The sequence below is a fragment of the Tenacibaculum sp. 1_MG-2023 genome, from assembly GCF_030547425.1.
Taxonomy (GTDB): domain Bacteria; phylum Bacteroidota; class Bacteroidia; order Flavobacteriales; family Flavobacteriaceae; genus Polaribacter.
Window position 1 is genome coordinate 1 of the sequence record NZ_JAUORH010000031.1, and the last position, 19,980, is coordinate 19,980.

At 32.1% G+C, this 19,980-nt stretch carries 18 protein-coding genes and 1 tRNA gene; 4 read left to right on the forward strand and 15 right to left on the reverse strand.

Annotated features, from left to right (window positions below):
* Positions 1 to 223 precede the first annotated feature (223 nt).
* Both Q4517_RS14635 and Q4517_RS14640 read left to right on the forward strand, forming a co-directional pair.
* Positions 224 to 2,587: a TonB-dependent receptor gene (locus Q4517_RS14635; protein ID WP_303510936.1), complete on the forward strand. Its 2,364-nt coding sequence runs from the start codon at positions 224 to 226 to the stop codon at positions 2,585 to 2,587.
* A 50-nt stretch (positions 2,588 to 2,637) separates the two neighbouring features.
* Positions 2,638 to 3,885, forward strand: a complete 1,248-nt coding sequence (locus Q4517_RS14640) for a DUF4374 domain-containing protein (protein ID WP_303510938.1) — start codon at positions 2,638 to 2,640, stop codon at positions 3,883 to 3,885.
* 71 nt (positions 3,886 to 3,956) lie between these two features.
* On the opposite strand, the gene Q4517_RS14645 is transcribed toward Q4517_RS14640, so the two are convergent.
* The 10 genes from Q4517_RS14645 to Q4517_RS14690 form a co-directional block, all read right to left on the reverse strand.
* Positions 3,957 to 4,103: a helix-turn-helix domain-containing protein gene (locus Q4517_RS14645; RefSeq protein WP_408034061.1), complete on the reverse strand. Its 147-nt coding sequence runs from the start codon at positions 4,101 to 4,103 to the stop codon at positions 3,957 to 3,959.
* A gap of 13 nt (positions 4,104 to 4,116) precedes the next feature.
* Entirely contained in the window at positions 4,117 to 4,827 is a 711-nt protein-coding gene (locus Q4517_RS14650) for a DUF2490 domain-containing protein (RefSeq protein ID WP_303510940.1), read from the reverse strand.
* A 2-nt stretch (positions 4,828 to 4,829) separates the two neighbouring features.
* Positions 4,830 to 5,468 (reverse strand): class I SAM-dependent methyltransferase, encoded by a 639-nt coding sequence (locus Q4517_RS14655; RefSeq protein ID WP_368506472.1) that lies wholly within the window; start codon positions 5,466 to 5,468, stop codon positions 4,830 to 4,832.
* Between the two features lie 80 nt (positions 5,469 to 5,548).
* The gene (locus tag Q4517_RS14660; RefSeq protein WP_303510942.1) at positions 5,549 to 6,412 is read right to left on the reverse strand and encodes a helix-turn-helix domain-containing protein; all 864 of its coding nucleotides are present in this window, start codon (positions 6,410 to 6,412) and stop codon (positions 5,549 to 5,551) included.
* Positions 6,413 to 7,167: 755 nt separating this feature from the next.
* Positions 7,168 to 7,701, reverse strand: coding sequence for a hypothetical protein (locus Q4517_RS14665; protein ID WP_303510944.1), 534 nt, complete (start codon positions 7,699 to 7,701; stop codon positions 7,168 to 7,170).
* Position 7,702: 1 nt separating this feature from the next.
* On the reverse strand, positions 7,703 to 10,426 hold the full coding sequence (locus Q4517_RS14670; RefSeq protein ID WP_303510945.1) for a hypothetical protein: 2,724 nt from the start codon (positions 10,424 to 10,426) through the stop codon (positions 7,703 to 7,705).
* Between the two features lie 32 nt (positions 10,427 to 10,458).
* Complete coding sequence (locus tag Q4517_RS14675) at positions 10,459 to 11,229, reverse strand: hypothetical protein (RefSeq protein ID WP_303510946.1); 771 nt, start codon at positions 11,227 to 11,229, stop codon at positions 10,459 to 10,461.
* Positions 11,230 to 11,239: 10 nt separating this feature from the next.
* Positions 11,240 to 11,800 (reverse strand): hypothetical protein, encoded by a 561-nt coding sequence (locus Q4517_RS14680; RefSeq protein ID WP_303510948.1) that lies wholly within the window; start codon positions 11,798 to 11,800, stop codon positions 11,240 to 11,242.
* Positions 11,801 to 12,011: 211 nt separating this feature from the next.
* A complete protein-coding gene (locus tag Q4517_RS14685) occupies positions 12,012 to 12,197 on the reverse strand; it encodes a hypothetical protein (RefSeq protein ID WP_303510951.1) in 186 nt (61 codons plus the stop codon).
* A 120-nt stretch (positions 12,198 to 12,317) separates the two neighbouring features.
* Positions 12,318 to 12,392 (reverse strand) — tRNA-Pro (locus tag Q4517_RS14690).
* 221 nt (positions 12,393 to 12,613) lie between these two features.
* Between Q4517_RS14690 and trxB the strand changes: the two genes are divergently transcribed.
* Positions 12,614 to 13,552: a thioredoxin-disulfide reductase gene (trxB, locus tag Q4517_RS14695; protein ID WP_303510953.1), complete on the forward strand. Its 939-nt coding sequence runs from the start codon at positions 12,614 to 12,616 to the stop codon at positions 13,550 to 13,552.
* Positions 13,553 to 13,604: 52 nt separating this feature from the next.
* Here the strand turns inward: trxB and Q4517_RS14700 are convergent, their stop codons facing one another.
* Together Q4517_RS14700 and Q4517_RS14705 are read right to left on the reverse strand one after the other, a co-directional pair.
* Positions 13,605 to 14,216, reverse strand: a complete 612-nt coding sequence (locus tag Q4517_RS14700) for an aspartyl/asparaginyl beta-hydroxylase domain-containing protein (RefSeq protein WP_303510955.1) — start codon at positions 14,214 to 14,216, stop codon at positions 13,605 to 13,607.
* 117 nt (positions 14,217 to 14,333) lie between these two features.
* Complete coding sequence (locus Q4517_RS14705) at positions 14,334 to 15,254, reverse strand: hypothetical protein (protein ID WP_303510957.1); 921 nt, start codon at positions 15,252 to 15,254, stop codon at positions 14,334 to 14,336.
* A gap of 604 nt (positions 15,255 to 15,858) precedes the next feature.
* On the opposite strand from Q4517_RS14705, the gene Q4517_RS14710 reads away from it, so the two are divergent.
* A protein-coding gene (locus tag Q4517_RS14710) for an IS3 family transposase (protein WP_303510960.1) occupies positions 15,859 to 16,988 on the forward strand; the annotation gives its coding sequence in 2 pieces (ribosomal slippage) (positions 15,859 to 16,120 and positions 16,120 to 16,988; 1,131 coding nt in all).
* A 56-nt stretch (positions 16,989 to 17,044) separates the two neighbouring features.
* Here Q4517_RS14710 and Q4517_RS14715 read toward each other — a convergent pair.
* The 3 genes from Q4517_RS14715 to Q4517_RS14725 all read right to left on the reverse strand — a co-directional run bounded on the left by Q4517_RS14715 (position 17,045) and on the right by Q4517_RS14725 (position 19,762).
* Positions 17,045 to 17,470 (reverse strand): hypothetical protein, encoded by a 426-nt coding sequence (locus tag Q4517_RS14715; protein ID WP_303510962.1) that lies wholly within the window; start codon positions 17,468 to 17,470, stop codon positions 17,045 to 17,047.
* Between the two features lie 267 nt (positions 17,471 to 17,737).
* Positions 17,738 to 19,294: a S8 family serine peptidase gene (locus tag Q4517_RS14720; protein ID WP_303510965.1), complete on the reverse strand. Its 1,557-nt coding sequence runs from the start codon at positions 19,292 to 19,294 to the stop codon at positions 17,738 to 17,740.
* A gap of 156 nt (positions 19,295 to 19,450) precedes the next feature.
* Positions 19,451 to 19,762 carry a hypothetical protein gene (locus Q4517_RS14725; protein WP_303510966.1) on the reverse strand — a complete coding sequence of 104 codons (312 nt, stop codon included), beginning with the start codon at positions 19,760 to 19,762 and terminating at the stop codon, positions 19,451 to 19,453.
* Between the last annotated feature and the right edge of the window lie 218 nt (positions 19,763 to 19,980).

Here is a 19,980-nt window from a genome sequence, read left to right on the forward strand (position 1 = left end):
TTATTAGAATGATTAATAATGAGCCTATGACCTGGAAACAAATAAAACAGAACGTAACTTAATAACTCAATAAAAAGAAATAAATAGCTTTAAAAGAATCATCTTAATAATCAGTATTATTTACTCCGTTTAGCGTAGCTAATTATCCGTTTAACGTATAAAGCTTACAGTTTTATAAGAGTAATTTTGTTTTTAATTTCAATTAAGTCTAAATAAGAATAAAGTGAATATATTTAAGAAAGCAATAAGTTTTATAACGATTAACCTTCTATTTTTATTCGTAGGGTATGCACAGTCTAAATTATCAGGAACAATAGTAGATGCGTGGAAAAACCCAATTTCTGGAGCAACAGTCATTATAAAAGACACGAATAAAGGAATTTCAACTGATATAAATGGTCATTTTCTTTTTAAAGGTAAGCTTAAAGGAAAACATGTACTTAAAGTTTCTTTTGTTGGCTTTAAAACTAAGGAACTATTTTTTAAGATAGAAGAGGGAGAAGAACTAGTATTATCAATACAATTAGAAGAATCATCAGTAGAGTTGGATGAGGTACTTGTAACTGGAAAGAGTATCGTAAAAAAAGTAAAAGAGAAAGCATATAATGTAGGCGTTGTTGATGCTAAGGAGTTACATCATACCTCTTTAGATTTAGGACATGCATTAGATAGAGTAGCAGGAGTACGTATTAGAGAAAGTGGAGGTGTTGGTTCTCGAATGAATTTTTCACTTAACGGTTTTAGAGGAAATCAAGTTCGATTTTTTATTGATGGATTGCCCATGGATAATTTTGGTTCATCTCTACAAATTAATAACATTCCAATAAGTTTAGCAGAACGCATAGAAATATATAAAGGAGTAGTACCTATAGGTTTAGGAGCAGATGCATTGGGGGGAGCTGTAAACATTATAACACAACAACATAAAAAAAGTCATTTAGAAGCTTCGTATTCTTTTGGTTCGTTTAATACTCATAGATCACATGTAAATGCTGTTTATGTAGCAAAATCAGGGTTTACTGCGCAATTAAATGCTTTTCAAAACTATTCTGATAACAATTATAAAGTAAACGTTGATGTATCTGATTTAAACACTGGAGAATATTTTCCCAACCAAAGGGTAAAACGTTTTAATGATACTTACCATAACGAAGTGGCCATTTTTAATGTAGGTTTTGTAAATACTAAGTTCGCAGATCAATTATTGTTTGGTATAACCCTAGGGAAGAGTTATAGAGAAATCCAAACAGGAGCAAGAATGGTAAGTGTGTTTGGAGCTTGGCATACAAAAGGTAATATTATAATGCCTAGTGTAAAGTATAAAAAGAACGACTTTATATTTAAAAACTTAGACTTTAAGTTAACCGCTAATATCAACTTGGGTGAAGAAAAAAATATTGATACGTTGCATAGGCGTTACAATTGGTTTGGAGATTTTAAAGAATATGATGGCCCTGGAGGAGAGCGTTCGTATTCTTTATATAAATACAAAAATAACGCAGGTGTTACAACAACAAGCTTAAACTATAAACTAAATAATAAGCATAAAATAACATTTAGTAATACTCTTAATACGTTTGATAGAGTAGGGCATAATGAGTTAAATCCAGATAATGAAATTTACGAACACCCCAAAAAAGTGATGAAAAATGTGATGGGGTTAGGCTATGACTTTAAAAGTTCAAACTGGAATACTTCAATCTTTTTAAAAAAATACTATCAAAGAAATAAGTTTGCAGAAGCATATAACCCTAGTGGAAACTACGGAGATGTAGCGTATAGAAATCAAGTTAATAAATTTAATCATACAGGGTATGGGCTTGCAGCAACATATTTTGTAAACGATGATATACAATTAAAAGCTTCTTATGAAAAAAGTTATCGTTTACCAGAAGCAAATGAACTTTATGGAGATGTAATTAATTTAGAAGGAAACTTAAGTTTAAAACCAGAAAGTAGCAATAATTATAATTTAGGAGTTAGCCTTTGGAAACATACAAATAGTAAACACTCTTTTAATTTCAATGCAAGTGGTTTTTATAGAGATGCTAAAGATTTTATTAGACCTACGTTTAATAAAAATCAAAGCAGGCAAGTTATGGATAATTTAGGGAGTGTAACCAACCTAGGTGTAGAAGCAGAGGTAAGATATAACTTTAATAATCAAATCTCTTTAGGGGCAAACATAACTTATCAAAACTTAAGAAATAACACAAAATATGAAGATAATCAAACAGAGGTTAGTGTTGTTTACAAAGATCGAGTTCCTAACGAGCCTTATTTATTTGGAAATGCTGACGTGAGCTACACTTTTTCTAATCTATGGAATAAAGAAGACAAATTAAACATAGCCTATAACTTATTATTTGTTCATAATTTTTATTTGTACTGGCCAAGTTTAGGGAGCAATAAACTTGAAATTCCTCAACAAATATCACACGATGTAAGTTTTACATACTCATTAAACAAGAAACTACAATTTACTTTAGAATGTAGAAACTTGTTAAATGCTGAGCTTTATGACAATTTTAGTTTACAAAAACCCAGTAGAAACTTTACAGGAAAAATTAAATACACTTTTTTTTAAGAACACATATATATAGAAGATAATTAAATAACAATTATAAATTAAAACAAATGAAGTACAAAAACCTTTATTCAGCTTTATTTATTGCAGCGGCAATTTTTACGTCTTGTAGTGATGATGATACTCCGAAACAGGGAGAAACACCTCAAGAAGGAGCTAAATACTTAATAACAGCAACACCAAAAGCATCAGAAGGAGTTGCAGATTATATACTTACAACAGATAATTTATCCCAAGGAAAAATTAGTACAGTAGGAAACGGTATTGAGCAAGATGGAACGTATCGTTATTATGTAACCAGTAATAATAAGTTTTTTAGTTTATTATACGGACAAGGAAACCCAGGGGCAGTAACAACATATCAGTTAAATAATAAAGGAACGTTAGATAAATTGTCTAATTTTCAGTCAGAAACTGTACAAGCATTTGCTCCAGTTAAAGACGATTTATTGTTAATGAAAATATCAAGAAGTTCTGATTCACCTATCGCTTCTTGGTATCGTCTTGATACAAGAACATCACAATTTGTAGCCGAAGGACAAATTAATACCAAAGATTTAGCAAATAAAGAAAATGGAGAGTTGGCTTTCTTTACTTGGATAACGCAAGTAGGTGATTATGTGTATTTACCTTATTATACAATTAAAGGAAATTCTACAGATAGATTTGGAACGGCTTATCCTAATGAAGCTAATATTGCAGTGTATTCTTATCCAGAAATGGAGTATGTAAAAACGATTCATGACGATAGAACAAGTCATATTGGACGCTATTTTAACAAAGGTTTGTCTGTAGATGAAAAAGGAGATGCTTATGCTTTTTCTTCTTCTGTAGCAACAACTAACGGAGAAATAACATCTACAAAGCCATCAGCAATAACAAGAATTAAAAAAGGAGAAACAGCGTTTGACCAAACTTTTTATTATAACATTGAAGAAGCTTCAGGTAATAGATACGTTACTTCTCACTTATACTTAGGAAATGGTAAATTCTTGGTAAATTTACACGATACAGCTTCAAAAGGTACATATAGTACTGGAAAAGATTTGGCAATTGTAGATGTATATGCTAAAACGTTAACAGATGTAACAGGACTTCCTACAAAAGAAGATATAGAAAGTATTGCATCAAAAGGGCATTATGTATCTAAAGCAGAAGGAATAGTTTATATTGGTATAACAACAAAAACTGGAAGTTATGTTTACAATATAGATGCAACAACAGCAAAAGCTACACAAGGAATTGAAGTAGAAGGAGGAACGATTACTGCTATAAGTAAGCTTAACCCTGTAAAGTAAAAAAGAAACATATATTAGAACAGAAACCTTGGAGTCATCTGATTTCAAGGTTTTCTTATATGGTAAAGTAGTTAAACAGCCAGTGTGTTTAATTGTTGTTTTCGAAATTCAGAAGGTGTAAAACCAGTATGATTTTTAAAAACACGGTTAAAAGAGGTTTTACTTTTAAAACCAGCTTCGTAGGCAATTGCTAAAATTTTATAATCTTTATAATGAATTTTCTAAAAAAGACTACAAAGTAAATCGTTTCTTTTTTTTTCTAAAATCAATTTTGTGAGATAGTTTTACCATTAAAGTATGATCGTTTTCAATTCGATTATCTTTTATTATTATGTATTGATTCATGTACCCTAAACTTAACGTAAAAGCGTTATTTATAGGAATGTCAAAAGCTCCATAAATTCTATTCTGTCCAAAATGATTATTATTAGCATACTTATCAATATCTAAAAAGACCTGATTGGAAAGTGATAACCCTAACTTCGTTTTACCTTCTGTTTGTATTAAAGGTACTTTTACTCCTAAAATTAATCGTAATCGATGTCTTATTCTATCTTTCATAATTCGTTGCTCTAATAACATTCCATAATTAACAGCAACAGTTTTAATTTTATTTTTTAGATTAAAGTATTCATAGACTCTGTGTTCTGTTCTTTTTTCAGAAACAGGGTGTGCTCCATAAGGAAAGAGCACTACCCATTCATATCCAACACCGAAGCTTACATTTTTTAAATAATCATAACTACCACCTAGTCGTAATTTTGATTGTTGCCAGTTCTTAACAAAATTATGTCTACTCCAAGAGTATAAAGTTTCAATATTAAATTTTTCAGTTAATCGGTATTTTCCAGAATAATACCACCATGAATTAAACTGATCGACTTTTTGAGCATTAGCAGAAAAAAATGTAAAAACCAATACTACAATTAGTGTTTTTCTCATTTTTAACTAATTTTTTTACCTATAAAACGAATTACACTCCCTTTTCCGTTGTGGCAAGCTCCTTCATTTAAAAAGACTTCTTTTTCTTCTAAGACTTGAATTTCAAGTCCAGCAAAATCTTGTTGTATTTGTTCTATAGAAAATAGCATGTCTATATCTTTTGGACCACCTATTTTTTGATTATCTTTTTGATAATCAAGATGATTCTTGCTAAACGCTTCGAATATGATGTATCCTCCAGGTTTAAGAAGAGTGGCTAATTTTTGATGAATGATAGAAATTTTCCAAGCAGAAAAGTGTGCGTAGATTAAGCCGATGACATCAAAAGACTCTTTTGGAAATTCAATTTTTTGTATATCACCTACAATATATTTTAGAGGTACACCTGATTCGTTGGCTAGCTTTTGGGCTTTATTTTTTCCTTCAATACTTAAATCGGTTGCAGTAACATTCCAACCCAACTTTGCAGCGAATACGCCGTTGCGCCCCTCTCCATCTGCAGGCAACAATATTGTTCCTGACTTTAATTTTTGCACTTCCTCTTTAAAGAATAAATTGGGTTCTTTACCATAAGCAAAATCTAGGTTTTGATATCTTTCATCCCAAAACGCTGTATATTTTATATCGCTTTTTTTCATCATATTTTGATTTAAATTATATGATGTAAAAGTATAGTGAGTTTAAAATTTTATGATAGGATAAATGTAAAGTAGTATTGTACTTATTTTAGTTTTTTTCTATACGCTTCAGGAGAATAACCTGTATTTTTTTTAAAAAACCTAATGAAATAAGAAACATCTTCATACCCTAAATGAAAAGCAATTTGATTTACTAGGTTAGACGTTGCTAGAAGATATCTTTTTGATTCTAAAATAATTTGTTCGTTTATAAGTTCTGATGCTGTTTTACCTAAAGCTTGTTTTGTTATTGCATTTAGCTGATAGTTAGACAGACTCAATATATTAGCATATTGAGATACCTGCTTTTTACTAGTAATATTGGTTTCTAATAAGTGTAAAAACTCTTCAAGACGTTCTTGAATATACGAATCTTTAGTATTAGAGGTTTTATTACTAGTGTTTCTTAATCTCATTAACTCTATAAAAAGAATACGAAGGTTAGAATTTATAACTTCTTTATATGCTACAGCTTGATTTTTATATTCGGTAGAAGTGGATATTAATAACAGATTCAATTTTAAAAAACTATTTTTTTCTAATTGATAATAATTTGTAGCACTAGCTTTTTGTAGTAAAGAATTAAACTCTTTTTCAATTGAATAGTAAAAATCAGTATTAAACTGAATCATAAAGCCCTCACTGTTACTTCTTAATTCTAATTCGTGTACTTGACCGGGACGGACTATGAAAAAAGTATAATCAGTTACTTCATAACTAACAAAGTCTATTTCATGATTTCCAACCCCTTTTTTTAATGCTAAAAAGAAGAAAAAATCGTGTCTGTGAAGTTCATGAATCATATCCTTTCCGTTGAGAAGTTCCTCAAGGCTTTTAATCATAAAATTACCAGGTAAACTTGGTTCTTTTTGTGAAGCTTTTAGATGTCTTATAGGTATGGTTTTCATGAAAGTTAAGATAAACTAAAGTATTACAAATTTAATTAGAAAAAAGCAAGGGAGGTTGGTTATTATTTAAATGTATAAACCTATTTTTTAGGTTTAGATAGGTAGTAGTTTTTAAAATGAAAAAATCAGTAGAACTTACATTGACCCTGCTTCAGGACGCATTATCCATTTATAAAAAAATGAGGGAATATGGACTTACGGTACTCTAAAAACCTCTGAGCTGGTAGAATGTGGCTTGTTATTTATGAAAAATGTAATTTAGAAATTGGTTATAGTATAAATAACTTCTGTGCTATAGTTGTCTTGCGGGATAAGGACGGACAAGCCTCTAAGTTCATACTGAATAGGGACGTTACTGTAGCAACCACGTATGTTAAAAAAGTATTTGTCAATACTCTCAATTTCAATATAATTATTGCCGTTTTCTATGAAACAACCTAAGCATAATAGGGTAGGTTCTCCATCTCCTGTTCTTCTTAAAAAAAGCTGTAATAGGTTGTTCCAGTTATTGTCTTGTCGGTTTATTCGAATTTGATAGTCAGGAGCTACCAGGATGCCTAAACATAGCAACGATGTCCCGGTGATATTAATGGTGGAGTGTTCTGTATTGCTGGAAATATTCGTGTTATAATCACTGCCGGCATCAAGTATGTCAGATGAAGAGATGGTTGGTGTCCAGCCTCCCCCGCTAATTGTAATCGTCTGACTGTTGGAAAATAGTGTGTAAAAAATGAAGATAAACAGGGGTATTTGTTTCATAAGCTGGTCATGGTATAAACGACATCGAAACTGGTTGATGCTGTTGAGGTTAGTAAACTGATGTCCGATAATAAAATGGAGTAGATGACCTGGTATCCGTTGCCTGTGCCATTACCGGTATATGCACCGCCTATGCCCGTAATAATATCCTGTGGGGACGTTGTCAGGGTTATAGCTCCGCCCGTTGGAGTGCCCAGATTTCCTTCACCGGTGCCACTATAACCGGATAGGGTTAATTGTAATGCTATACCCGAAGGGATACTTCCCCCTTCAATTGCAGCTGTAATATTTCTGGTTGTTCCGGTACTTACTGCGGAAGTAAAATTGATCCATTGAATCGAATTTGATTCAAAGCCAGGTTGGTTCCCGGCTTCTGTTGGGTTGATCTGATTCAAAATTACAGGACTACCATCTTCAATATCAAGTAAGGCTATTTGGGGGAGGCTTATTTCTACAGGAACAATGTCGCTGTCAATTTGCGCAAAAAGCCATTGGGTAGAACACAACAATATATAAAAAGCCAGCCTCATATTATTTTTTCAATTTAACAAAGCGGATATTTCGCTCAGTTTCTTTTAGTTCAATATTCTCGGTTTTGGTTTTCCCTGGTAAAAGGGTTACTTCATCAGTCATGGAAACAATTTCTATACGATCTTTTTTAAGGTTGTTAATTATTTCCAGTTTATATGTTCCGGGAATAATATGCATAAACCTAAAGATACTCTTTTTATTTACCTCGGCAAAATATTGATAATCCTCATTAAAAAGTTTGAGATAAATTTTAAAATCTCGGAGTTTGCTGTACGGGGCTTTTTTTACAGACAGGTTCCCTTTTAAGCTGCTTTCTTTAACAAGGGTCAGGTTTATCCGTGTTACGTCATTTTCCATGAGGTCTACGATTTGTGGAAACTTTTCAAAGGTAAGATAGCCGGCCGGTAAGGTGTTTTTATCGATATCGACCCTTACGGACGGTGTTTTGATGTTTCTGATTACAAAATGGCCGTCCTGATTGGTGGCAACCTCGTCATTGTTTACCCGGAACCTGATTCCTGTTTTATTCAGGAGTTGCTGACCATAAAACCGGATGTCTCCCATTAAGCTAAACTTATTCCTGTTCTTTTCTAATGGGATGTCGAAACGATGCTGGTATCCCAGGCTGAAATAAAGGTCTTTGTTTTCAAGAGGAGAAGGAAAAACGGTGTAGCCTCCTGACAGTGATAAAAGTCCCCTTTTGTTTATGTTATAGTTTAGAAGGGCATTAAAAAAGCTTCGGTCTTTATACAACTCGTCTTTGGCATAAGAGTTTCTCCAGAAAACAGAACCATTAAAATTCTCTGTACGGTAATTAACAGATAGTCCGTAATACCAATAGGTCTCATTAATTGAAGAGCTCTGATTAAATCTATTGGTAGCCAGGTGTTCTGTATACGGTTTAACAGAAAGACTGTTAAAGGGATTATAGGTAAGGGCTAGTCTGGTGTTGTACGAGGTTCCGCTATTGTGGTTTTTGGTTGTCAGGTAGTTAACAGTTTCGGAGATTGTATTTTGAATATTGGCGTTAAACCCGTTAAAATTCCAGTTTAATATACCTCTGATACCAGATTCTTTATAATTGAACGTAGCATTTACAGCCTGATCCTTATTGTTTCTCCTGTATAATTTAAACTGGATATAGTTAGTAGATTTTAAATACCACCTCACATCTGAAAACAACATATTGTATTGTGGCTGGGTGTTGAATTCAAGGTCCCCGAGCTGTCTGTTGTATTGTGCCTGATTGTATCCTATACCGATTCTTAAGCGTTTTAGGAAGTTATAGTGAAAACGGGCATTTAAAAGCTCGCTATCGTTATAATAACCGAAAAAATCTTTTGAAGCATACAGGTAATCGATAGAGGCATTTATATGGTCGTCCCTGAACTGGGGGTTAATTTGAAATCCGTGACCTTTGTATACATCAGTATTGCTATATGAAAAGAGTCCCTGAAAAGTAAATCCTTCTCTTTTGTAATTTAAACCGCCTGTACCGATCCATCCATTGTGTAATTTATTCTTATAATCTTCTTCTTTTTGAAGCCATTCAAGGAAGTATGAGAAGTTTTTATTGTTTGTATAACTGTATGTTGCCCCATAGAGGGTGTTCGTAGGAGCAAAAAAACGGGGTCTCCCATAAAAGGTTTTAATTGAATTTTTCTGATTGAAGTATGTTTTAATCTCTGCTCCTCTAACCCATCTGCCCTGAAGACTTAAAACATTTAGTTTTAACGGATAATCTCCAAGTACAACATGCAATTTTTCTGATGTATAATTCACACTGTATTGATCGTAACTGCCAAACCTGGGTTGCTCCAAGGTGCTTGGTCCCCTGAGCGTAAAATCAACTTTTTTATTCCTAATGGTATCAATATATCCACTGCCGGAGAACTCAAATTGAAAATGACTTTGGTTTTCCTGTTCTGGCAGGCTGTTGTTAAAATATTTTATTCCAGCAGTTACCGGAAAAGTCAACCGATCTTTATCGTTATTATGTGTAGAGTGGTAAACAGGGATGCTTTTACGGATTTTGGTTAATTTTCCGTTATGTATTGACCTGTAATGTGTTTCTGCCATAAAATAGCTTTTTCCAAGACCTTGTTCAGGTACGAAGAAGGGCAATTCAATAGAAAGGTCCTTGCCAGGGGCTAAGACCCATGTTTTATTTATATCATCTCCAACAACAGCATTCGTGTATGTTAGCTGCAAGGTGTCGGCTATATTTCCTGTGTTTTTTATTAAATACTTAATGTAAAATTCCTCATCACTTTTTACTTCCTCAGGAAAAGAGATAGCTGAAGCCTCTGTTCTTTCTTCTTCCTGAAGATTTATGTATATGGTTTTTACACGTTTTATTTTTCCGTTACCATAATGTAATTTCAGAGGGTATAGCGCAGGGCGTACTTTTGAGTTTGTCTTTAGCAGGATAAATGATAATTTTTTAGAATTTCTCTCTAAAACGGTATTCTCAGGGATATTGTGAAAAACAGATATGGTGCCGGGAACTTTTAAAAAGATGCGTAGGCTGTCTTTTAATTGTGTTGGATTAAAAAAGGTTACCGGAATGGTATAGCGTTTATTGGGCAATATATGTATGGTGTCATTTGGAGTGGTTATTTCTGTTTGCTGAGCGTTTAGTGGTTCACAAAGTAGAAACACGACCAGTAAAAGGCTATTGATGCCTATGTTTTTAAAGCCTGCTATTCCTTTTGGGGTGATCAAATAAACTGTTTTTTACGTCAGAGACGTAGTTGTTACTCAACGATAAATTCAAAAGAAGTTCCTGTAAGTTCAGACGAATGATCCATTATAATCATACAGGTGTATTTACCCGAGTCATTAGGGGCATCCAATGGCATTTTTATAGTCCTGCAAGAATCCGGATATATATTCACCTTCTGGGAAGATTTGTCGGAGATTAATTCACTTTCTTTATTGTATATTTCTATAGATAGCGAAGATTTGGCAACATAATCAGAGGGATTGGATAATGTAACTTCTACAGTGCCGGTAACAGGGTTATATTTCGCATCTTCAATTTGCAGCGCTTGGTCAAAATCATTGGTTAGGTTGCAAATAATCTGAACGCCGTAGCGTATTTTAGAGCTAACCGTTACAATGCTCTTTAATTTTTGTTCAGATAAAGGGGTTTGTCCTTCGACCATAATCATGCTCCAATACCCCATAGGAGTTATGTTCTTTGGAAAAACAATTTTATATTTAATCTTTCGAACTTCCCCAGGTTCAAGTATAACCTCATTGTTTTCTATGGAGATCCAATTATTTAAGGAATTCACAGAACTTCCGGGTTCAGAAAAAACTACATCTTGATTGCAGGGGATTAAAATGTCCTGAAGATATAAAATAATCTTTTGTTGGGCGTCAGATATATTTTTCACATCAATCTCTCCACTTATTGAATCTCCTGATGATGAATATTCATGTTTCAAACCATTCAAAATAGCTATGTTGGCATAACTAAATTGAACTATGAAGAACAAGGTTATAAGACCTAAATATTTCATAGGTATAAGGTTAAGGGGTGTCGGTAATAGTATAAGTAACCTCTATTAAAGCCCCTGAATTATCGGCGTCCAAAGCACTAAAATCAGCAATACCTAACACATAGGTAAGGTTATGGCCGTTACTGATACCATTCCCGGTGTAGGCACTGCCTATTCCAGTTATGAAATTCTGAGGGGTGCCTGAAAGTTCGACTGATCCTGAAGAGGTTCCCATGGTTCCGTCTCCATTACCGGCATCTGCTGCTGCGGTAACATTAAGAGAAATACCGGCAGGAACAGTTCCGTTGGTAATAGCAGCTGTAATCGATCTGTTGGCTTCGTTCCCAAGGATACTGGTATAATTCAGCCAGAGCGAATTGTTTGTAACAGTACCAAAGTTTACAGGATTACCTGCTTCAGATACACCTGCGGTAGCATCTAGCGTGATATCTGCGCTTCCGCCACTTTCGAGGTCAACAATGGCAATCTCAGAGAAGTTAATAGTGATACTATGAGTAGAGGAGTTAGTATCCTGAGCATTGGTTGCTAAGACAACAAATGTACATAACAGTAGTAGATAATACTTTTTCATAAGGTTTGGTTTAGGTTTGGTAAGGATAAATATATAAAAAAGGTATGTTATAAGAAAGAAAAAGTAGAGAATAATTTAAAATAAATTACTGATTTTCAGTTTATTTGACTGAATTTTATGCTCGTGGTTTTTACAGACAGAGTCACCAGGATTTTTTATGTTATAGATGAGTTCTGCCAAGAAATAAATATCCAACCCCTGTTTTAGGCTTCTATTTTTTTCCCAGTTTTTCATATCCTATCTTAGGAACTGTCGTTTCTTCGATTCGTTTTTCTGTTTTGAAATGGTTCTCGAACTTCTTCTCTATGAATTCAAAATCATCCTCCAGATCTCCACCCTCATTTTCAGCTTCAAATTGTTGCTCGAACAATGATTGGACTTTTTGTTGCAAGTCCATTGTCCGATTTGTTGACGTTTTTAATCAAAATATATCAATTCTTATGATAATCCAAAAACCATAAAACCTTGTAAATCATACGATTTACAAGGTTTTAGTTTCTATTGGTATTAATTTTTGTCGGGGTGGCAGGATTCGAACCTGCGACCTCCTGCTCCCAAAGCAGGCGCGATGACCGGGCTACGCTACACCCCGAAAAGTGTAAAATTGGTAGTATAGTTTATCTCGAGTAAAACGAGAGGCTACACCCCGTTTTTAATTGGGACTGCAAATGTATAAAAAAAAAGTAAACAACAAATAAAAAAATAAATATTTATTCAATAACATGACTTTATAAAGTGATAGTTAAAATATATTTAAAAGCAGATAATAGAAGTAAAAAAAAATTACATTTGTAACTTCAAAAATTCAAGATAATGGCAGAAAAAATTAAATGTTTGATTATTGGGTCTGGTCCAGCAGGTTACACAGCAGCAATATATGCAGCAAGAGCAGATATGAAACCAGTTATGTACACAGGAATGCAAATGGGAGGGCAGTTAACAACAACTACAGAGGTTGATAATTTCCCAGGATATCCGAAAGGAACTGATGGTACCGCAATGATGGAAGATTTAAAAAGTCAAGCGGAACGTTTTGGAACTGATGTTCGTTTTGGTATGGTAACAAAGGTCGAGTTTTCTGGCAAAGAAGGTGGAGTTCATAAAGTAATTGTGGATGAGTCGACTGAGATTGAAGCACAAACTGTTATTATTTCTACAGGAGCAACTGCTAAATATTTAGGTATAGAAAGTGAACAACGTTTAATAGGTGGAGGAGTTTCTGCCTGTGCTACTTGTGACGGATTCTTTTATAAAGGGCAAGATGTTGTAGTCGTTGGAGCAGGAGATACCGCTGCTGAAGAAGCAACGTATTTAGCTAATATTTGTAGTAAAGTTACTATGTTGGTGCGTAAAGATTATATGCGTGCTTCAAAGGCAATGCAACACCGCGTAAACAAAACTGAAAATATCACCGTTTTATATAATACTGAAATTGATGAGGTATTAGGCGAAAATGTTGTTGAAGGAGTTCGTGCTGTGAATAATCAAACAGGAGAGAAAACTGAAATTCCAGTAACAGGTGTATTTATTGCGATAGGACACAAACCAAATACTGAATTGTTTAAAGATGTTTTAGACATGGATGAAACAGGTTATTTAATTACTAAAGGAAAATCTACTAAAACTAATTTACCAGGAGTTTTTGCTGCAGGTGACGTGCAAGACAAAGAATATCGTCAAGCTGTAACAGCTGCAGGTACAGGGTGTATGGCGGCTTTAGATGCTGAACGTTACTTGGGAGTGTTAGAATAAAACATAAAGTATATAAAATTAAAAAAGGGTACGCTAGCGTACCCTTTTTGTTTTAATTAGAGTTTTCTTGACTTTCTTTAATAATTTTTCGAATCCAATCATTAGGAGTCATATCTATGGTGAGGTTTATACGCTCTTCATCCCCGTTATTAATAACTTTATGAGGACCTGTAAGTCGCATATACCAGCATTCCCCTGGTTTCATCAATACAGGAGTGTTATTTAAATAAAAAGTTACATTTTTATTATTAAGTATGGGAATGGTAAGACGAATTACTGATCTTTCAATTTCTAAAGCTAAAGTAGGATCTGTATGTTCTTTTACTATTGAATGTGGTGCTAGTCGAAGCAATCTAACTAAATTCACAGTAGTGTTCTCTTTAAAAAAATCAATAATACTAGTTAAGTATGGTGATGTTTTTAAAGCATTGGTATCTAGCCAATCTGTCCAAGAACCATCAGCATAATCTTCAGCAGGAGGCGGAAAAGGTAATGAGGTATCCACTAAATGTGCAGGTGACCGTAAAGGAATTACATCGTAATATTCAAAATTATCTAGCTGTAAAGCTTTAGCCTCTTCAAGCATTTTAGCGGTATTAAAGTTGAGAGGTAGCTTAATACGATCACTAAAAGCATTACTTGTCCTAGTAGTAACTGTTTCCATAGACCTATGTTTATAAAAGTTTGAGTTAGTATATTGTAAAACTACAAAAAAGTAGAATTTTGTTCCTAAATGTTACATTTTTATAAAGTTACCTCTTTTATTCTAACTATTTGTAATTTAAAAGCAAGTGTCACTTAATTTTTGACTATCAGATTTATAAACAGTTGGTATTGCTTGGTTCTCATTAATTTTAATACAAGTTAAATCAGGATTTCTGTCTACTCTTAAATCTTCAAGTTTCAAATTATAACTAACATCTAAATTAGTAAGTAAATTACTAGTGATGTACAGATGTTTTAAATCGATAAATGAATGAATATTAATAGTATTTATTTGATTGTCTGAAACTAAAAATGTTTCTAAAGGGCTAATGTCATCAATACCAATAGAAGTAATTTTATTACTTGTTAATACGACACTTTTTAATTTTGAGGTGTCTTCTGTTTTAAATGAAGTTAGTAAATTGTTAGTTACAGTTAATTCTTCTAAAGAATTATTAGATATATTTAAATGAGTTAATTTATTAAAAGATAAATTTAATATTTTAAGCTTACCAGCTTTTTCTAAGCCTGTAATAGTGGTAAGGTCGTTGGAATGAATATCAGCTAAAAGAAGATTAGGATTATTACTAAGATCAATAGTAGTTAAGTAGTTTGTGTTTAAATATAAGGTATCTAACTTTGTGTTAGAGTTTAGGTTAATAGCTTTAATCTTTTGTCCAGCCGCAGATAAATACGTTAAGTTTGAAAAAGCTTCAATACCAGTTAAGTCACTCGTTTCACCAAAACTACCATCTAAGTTTAAGTTTAAACGAGTAATTTTTTTTGCATCTTCTATTGATATTTTTTGATTAATACTACCATCACTATCTAACTTTTGTTCTACTAATATTGCCTCAAAATGTTTGTCAGGTATGCTAATATAAACTTCGTTTCCAGTATCAGGAGTCTCATCATCACTAGAACAAGAGGAAAAAAGGAATAGAGTTAAGGCAAGTGTAGTGTAAGCAATTTTATATTTTAAAAATAAAGATTTCATAAGCTGTTTAATTTTTTAAGCGTAGTTTTAATTTATGAGATATTGTTATTATTTTAATTTTTAGGAGCAAAATACAGCGAGTAAGATTTAGGAGTAAGAGTTTTTTAAATTAACTTTTTCAGTTTATAAGAGCGATAAAAATACAAAAGCGGCTTTGATAGTTTACCAAAGCCACTGTTATTTTTATGCTAAAAAAGTTAACATTTTTTAATGTGAGGTATATAGTTTAAAAAATTAAAGTAGGATAATTTGTATAGCACTATTTTTACTCATTAAATTTTAAATTATTTAAGATGAAAGCCACATCATTCTTATATTTTTCATAAAATCTAATACCAGAAGAGTAATTGAACTCATATACAATATCATTATGCCTAAAGTATATTAATGTATTTTTATAATGTGTAGAATTCCAATTATGTTCGTAGATATACGTATAAGTTTCCCCATACTTTGTAGTTCCTTTTATTAGATTTTGAGAATTAATTTCAACGTTATTATTCCACTGTTTAACTTTTTCTTGAACCAGCTCGTCTAGTTGTAATCTTCCCCAAAAACCGAACTGTTTAAAATTAGCATAATAATCTTAACTTTAGACAGTATTATGAGAAAAAGTAAATTTTCACCGCAACAGATTGCAAAGATTTTAAAAGAGTTCGACAAGGGCAAGAGTGTTGACCAGATAAGCCGTGAGCACGGTGTAAGTGCTGCTGCATTTTACAAATGGCGTTCAAAATATGCTGGGATGAATTCAAAAGAATTAAAACGACTCAAAGAACTAGAACAAGAAAATTATAGGTTAAAACAAATGTATGCTAGTTTAGCTCTAGATCACCAGATGGCTAAAGAGATTATAGAAAAAAAGCTCTAAAGCCCTGTCGTAAACGAAGTATTACTAAAGAACTTATTCATTACGGTATCAATAGGGCGTGCCGTGTGTTAAATATGAGTAAAAGCGTGTATTACTATGAGCCACAGCCTAAAGATGATAAGGTTATAGAAAAAGCATTACAACAAAAAGCTAAAAACCATTCAGAAGAAGGATTTTGGAAAGCTTTTGATCGCTTATGTGAAGAAGGAAAGCCTTGGAATCACAAACGTGTACATCGTGTTTATGTAGCCTTAGGACTTCCCTTAAGAAGGAAGGCGAAGAAACGCTTGCCTGCAAGAATTAAAGAACCTCTAGAAGTTCCAAATATATTAAACCATACTTGGAGTATGGATTTTGTAACCGACGTCTTAGAAAACAAAAGACACTTTAGAGCATTTAATGTAATTGATGATTTTAATAGAGAGGCATTACATATCGAAATAGACTATTCATTAACGAGTAATCGTATTGTTTGGGTGCTCAATCATTTAATTAATAAAAAAGGAAAACCGCAAAAGATACGAATGGATAACGGTCCTGAGTTTATTGCCAATATCACAAAAGAATGGAGTGAGATGCATCATATAGAATTTAAATATATACAACCTGGAAAACCAACTCAAAATGCTTTTATTGAACGTTTCAATGGTTCTTACAGGCGTGGAGTTTTAAACAAGTATATTTTTGAAAACTTAAATCAAGTTCGAGAGCAAACTAAAATATGGATGGACGATTACAACCATAAAAGACCACACGATAGTCTAGGTAAAATCCCGCCAGTAAAATATGCAAGACTTAACACCTCTCTGGCTAGCACAAGAGGTGTTAAAAAACAAAATAAAAATGTAATTTTGGAAAACTAAGCAGTTCTAATCTGGGGAAGCCTACAGGGTAAACCTAATAATACGCCTGTATTTAACTATAGTTTTTTTGAGTTTTTCCAAGCTGTAATTTCATATAAGGCAGGGTCAAATACAAATTCAGGGTATTTAGAAGCAATAATTTTATTTGCCTCTGTAATTAATTTATCTTTTATTGATATATGGTTTTTAGTAATTAAAACATCAACCGATTTATCATATTCGATATGCTTTAGTTTTATTCTATAGTTTTTCCAATTAATAGAATCATATTTTTTTAGATAAGAAATTTCATCAGCACTTTCATATGCAGAAAGGATAATTTCGTCTTTTGTTTCACCTTTAAAAAGCATTAAATGACTAGATGTTACCGAGGCTTGTTCATCACTAATTGCGTTTTTATGTGAGAATCTATTTAATGAGATAGAAAGAGAATCGTCTATTTTAGTTTTTTTATTGATTATTAATTTTATGGTGTCATTCATAGTGTGATTTTGAGAGTATATAGAGGAGCTAAAAATTAATAGCAATAAGGAAAATAGTTTAATCATATTAATTTGTTTCTATTATCTCGACTAAAGCCAAGTTTTGCTGTTGGTTATCATTTTTATACCCCATAAAAAATAAGTCCTAATTTACTTTTTTTTTTGATATTAGTTTAAAGAGTTAATCGGTTCATGTGGGGAGCACAGTTGTGTCCGCGAATGCAAAGCCGAAATTGCGGTTATACATTTTAAGTTAGCAATAGTTTTTTACTTTTTCAAGCTTAATTTTTCGGCAAGTACAACAGCATTGTAGTAGTTTACAATACTACTTGATTTGCAAAGTTCAGAGAAATTTACACTTTTATTCCGTTCACTAGGTATATTAACTTCAAAATCTATTTTAGTTCCAGAATTGAGAATCATTTTTTTAACTTCTTTTGCTGATAGATTTGGATAATATGAGCGAATAGTTGCAGCTATTGCTGTAACCATTGGTACAGCCATAGAAGTTCCACTTTTAAATCCATATTTATTTTCTGGTAACATAGAATATATTTTATTTCCTGGTGCAAAGACGTCTACATTGTTTTTTCCATAATTTGAGAAGTAACTTAAAATATGCTTTCCATAATTAGCTTTAGAAGAACCAACTACAATTACATTACCCGTAAATTCACTATTTAATCCTTTATTGTCATTAGGAAATACTAAAGTTTCATCTCTATTAAGATTATAATTGCCAGCTGCAATAATAATTAGGACATCTTTCTCTTCTGCATATTTTATAGCGTTATATACCCAATCACTATAAGGGGAATAGTACTTTTCAAAACTTGCATTAATAACTTTAGCTCCATTGTCAACAGCGTATCTTATAGATAGAGCTACATCTTTGTCGTGTTCATCTCCAACACTTCCATTAATTCTTAATGGCATTAAACTGTAGTTTTTTGAAATACTATTTGCAACTAAAATGCCAGATATATGAGTTCCGTGTTCTTCATCTAAATTTGTGTCAATAATATTATTCCCATATTGTTTATCATTTAAGTTTTTTAAATCATCATCTAAACTCTTTCTATAATCAGTTTTAATTGACTGTCCTGAAACTATTAAACTATCTTCTATAATATATTTTTTTGTTGATAAAATTTGATTTGTTATATAATAGGGCTCATTTTGTTTGATTTCTTTTCCAAAATAACGTTTTGAAAATTCAATCCTCTTTTCAATACTTTTTATTTCTTTTATTAAATCCTTATTACTTGTTTTAATTTTAAGTATATCGTTCAAAGTGTAATCTTCTCTTTGGAAATATTCTGTAAATCTAGAATGTCTTTTTTTTAGAAATTTTAGGGTTTTAATTCCGTCTTTATAATCTTTAGTTATTTCTTTTAATAAAGTGTTGTATTCTTTTTTAGCTTTTTTTAATAACGATTTATCTTTAACAATGTCAGGATTCATAATGATTCTCTCATGTTCATAATTCAATGTTGTCAGACTTCCGATAAAATTCCAACCGTTTATATCATCGATATAACCATTATTGTCGTCATCAATTCCATTATCTTTTATTTCATTTGGATTTTTCCAAATCCAGTCTTTTAAATCTTTATGGGAAATATCTATACTAGTTTCTATGACTCCAATAACAACAGATTCGTTTTTTTTGTTTTTTAAAAATTCCTTTGCTTTTTTGAAACTAATTCCTGCAATTGAATCTTGTTCTAAATCGGCTTTAAACCAATTTTCTAATTCCGATGATGTTAATTTTTTGTCAAATTGAGCGATTAGCTTGTTTGAAGTTATAAGTAAGATTATCACTAATAAGGAAAATTTTAATTTTCTCATTTTCTGAATTATAATTAATTCAAGTTAAAACGTAGTTCTGGTTTTTAAATTGTAGGTAACGGTTTGTATAAGGTTAGTTGGGTGGTTAAGCACGTAATTAATACACACGTATTTGTTACCTATAGTTTTTTAAGAATCGTTTTTATGCACGATTAGCTTTAGTGCTTTTTCCGAACCTTCTAAAATCAAAATTTTATAACTCTTCCATTCTATAATTAGTTTCTTATCTGTAAGCTTATTTAGTGACGTAAACGACACAGTTTTCTGCTCACTTCCTTCTGATAATGAAATATTATATGAATTAAAGGTACCTGTCTGATTTCCATTTATATCCTCTGACCATTCTCTAATGAAATCTACGAACAGAATTTCAAGGTTACCAATAACTGCTGTTTGTCCAAAATCAATAAACATTGTTTTTCCAAAGTCTAATTTTTCCACAACTAACGTAACTTCCTTTTTGTTAATTTTTAAAGCAAAAGAATAGTTTTGATATGCTTTTGGATAGTTTGCTTTTTCATTATTAGTAGACGCATCATAGCACCAGAGAAAAGTAGTGTGTTTAGTATTGTTTTTAAATAAATTTATTGACTTATTAATTTAAAATCTGTATTTTTTTGCTTTAAAATACTGATAAATGGAACAATTTGAAGGTAAAA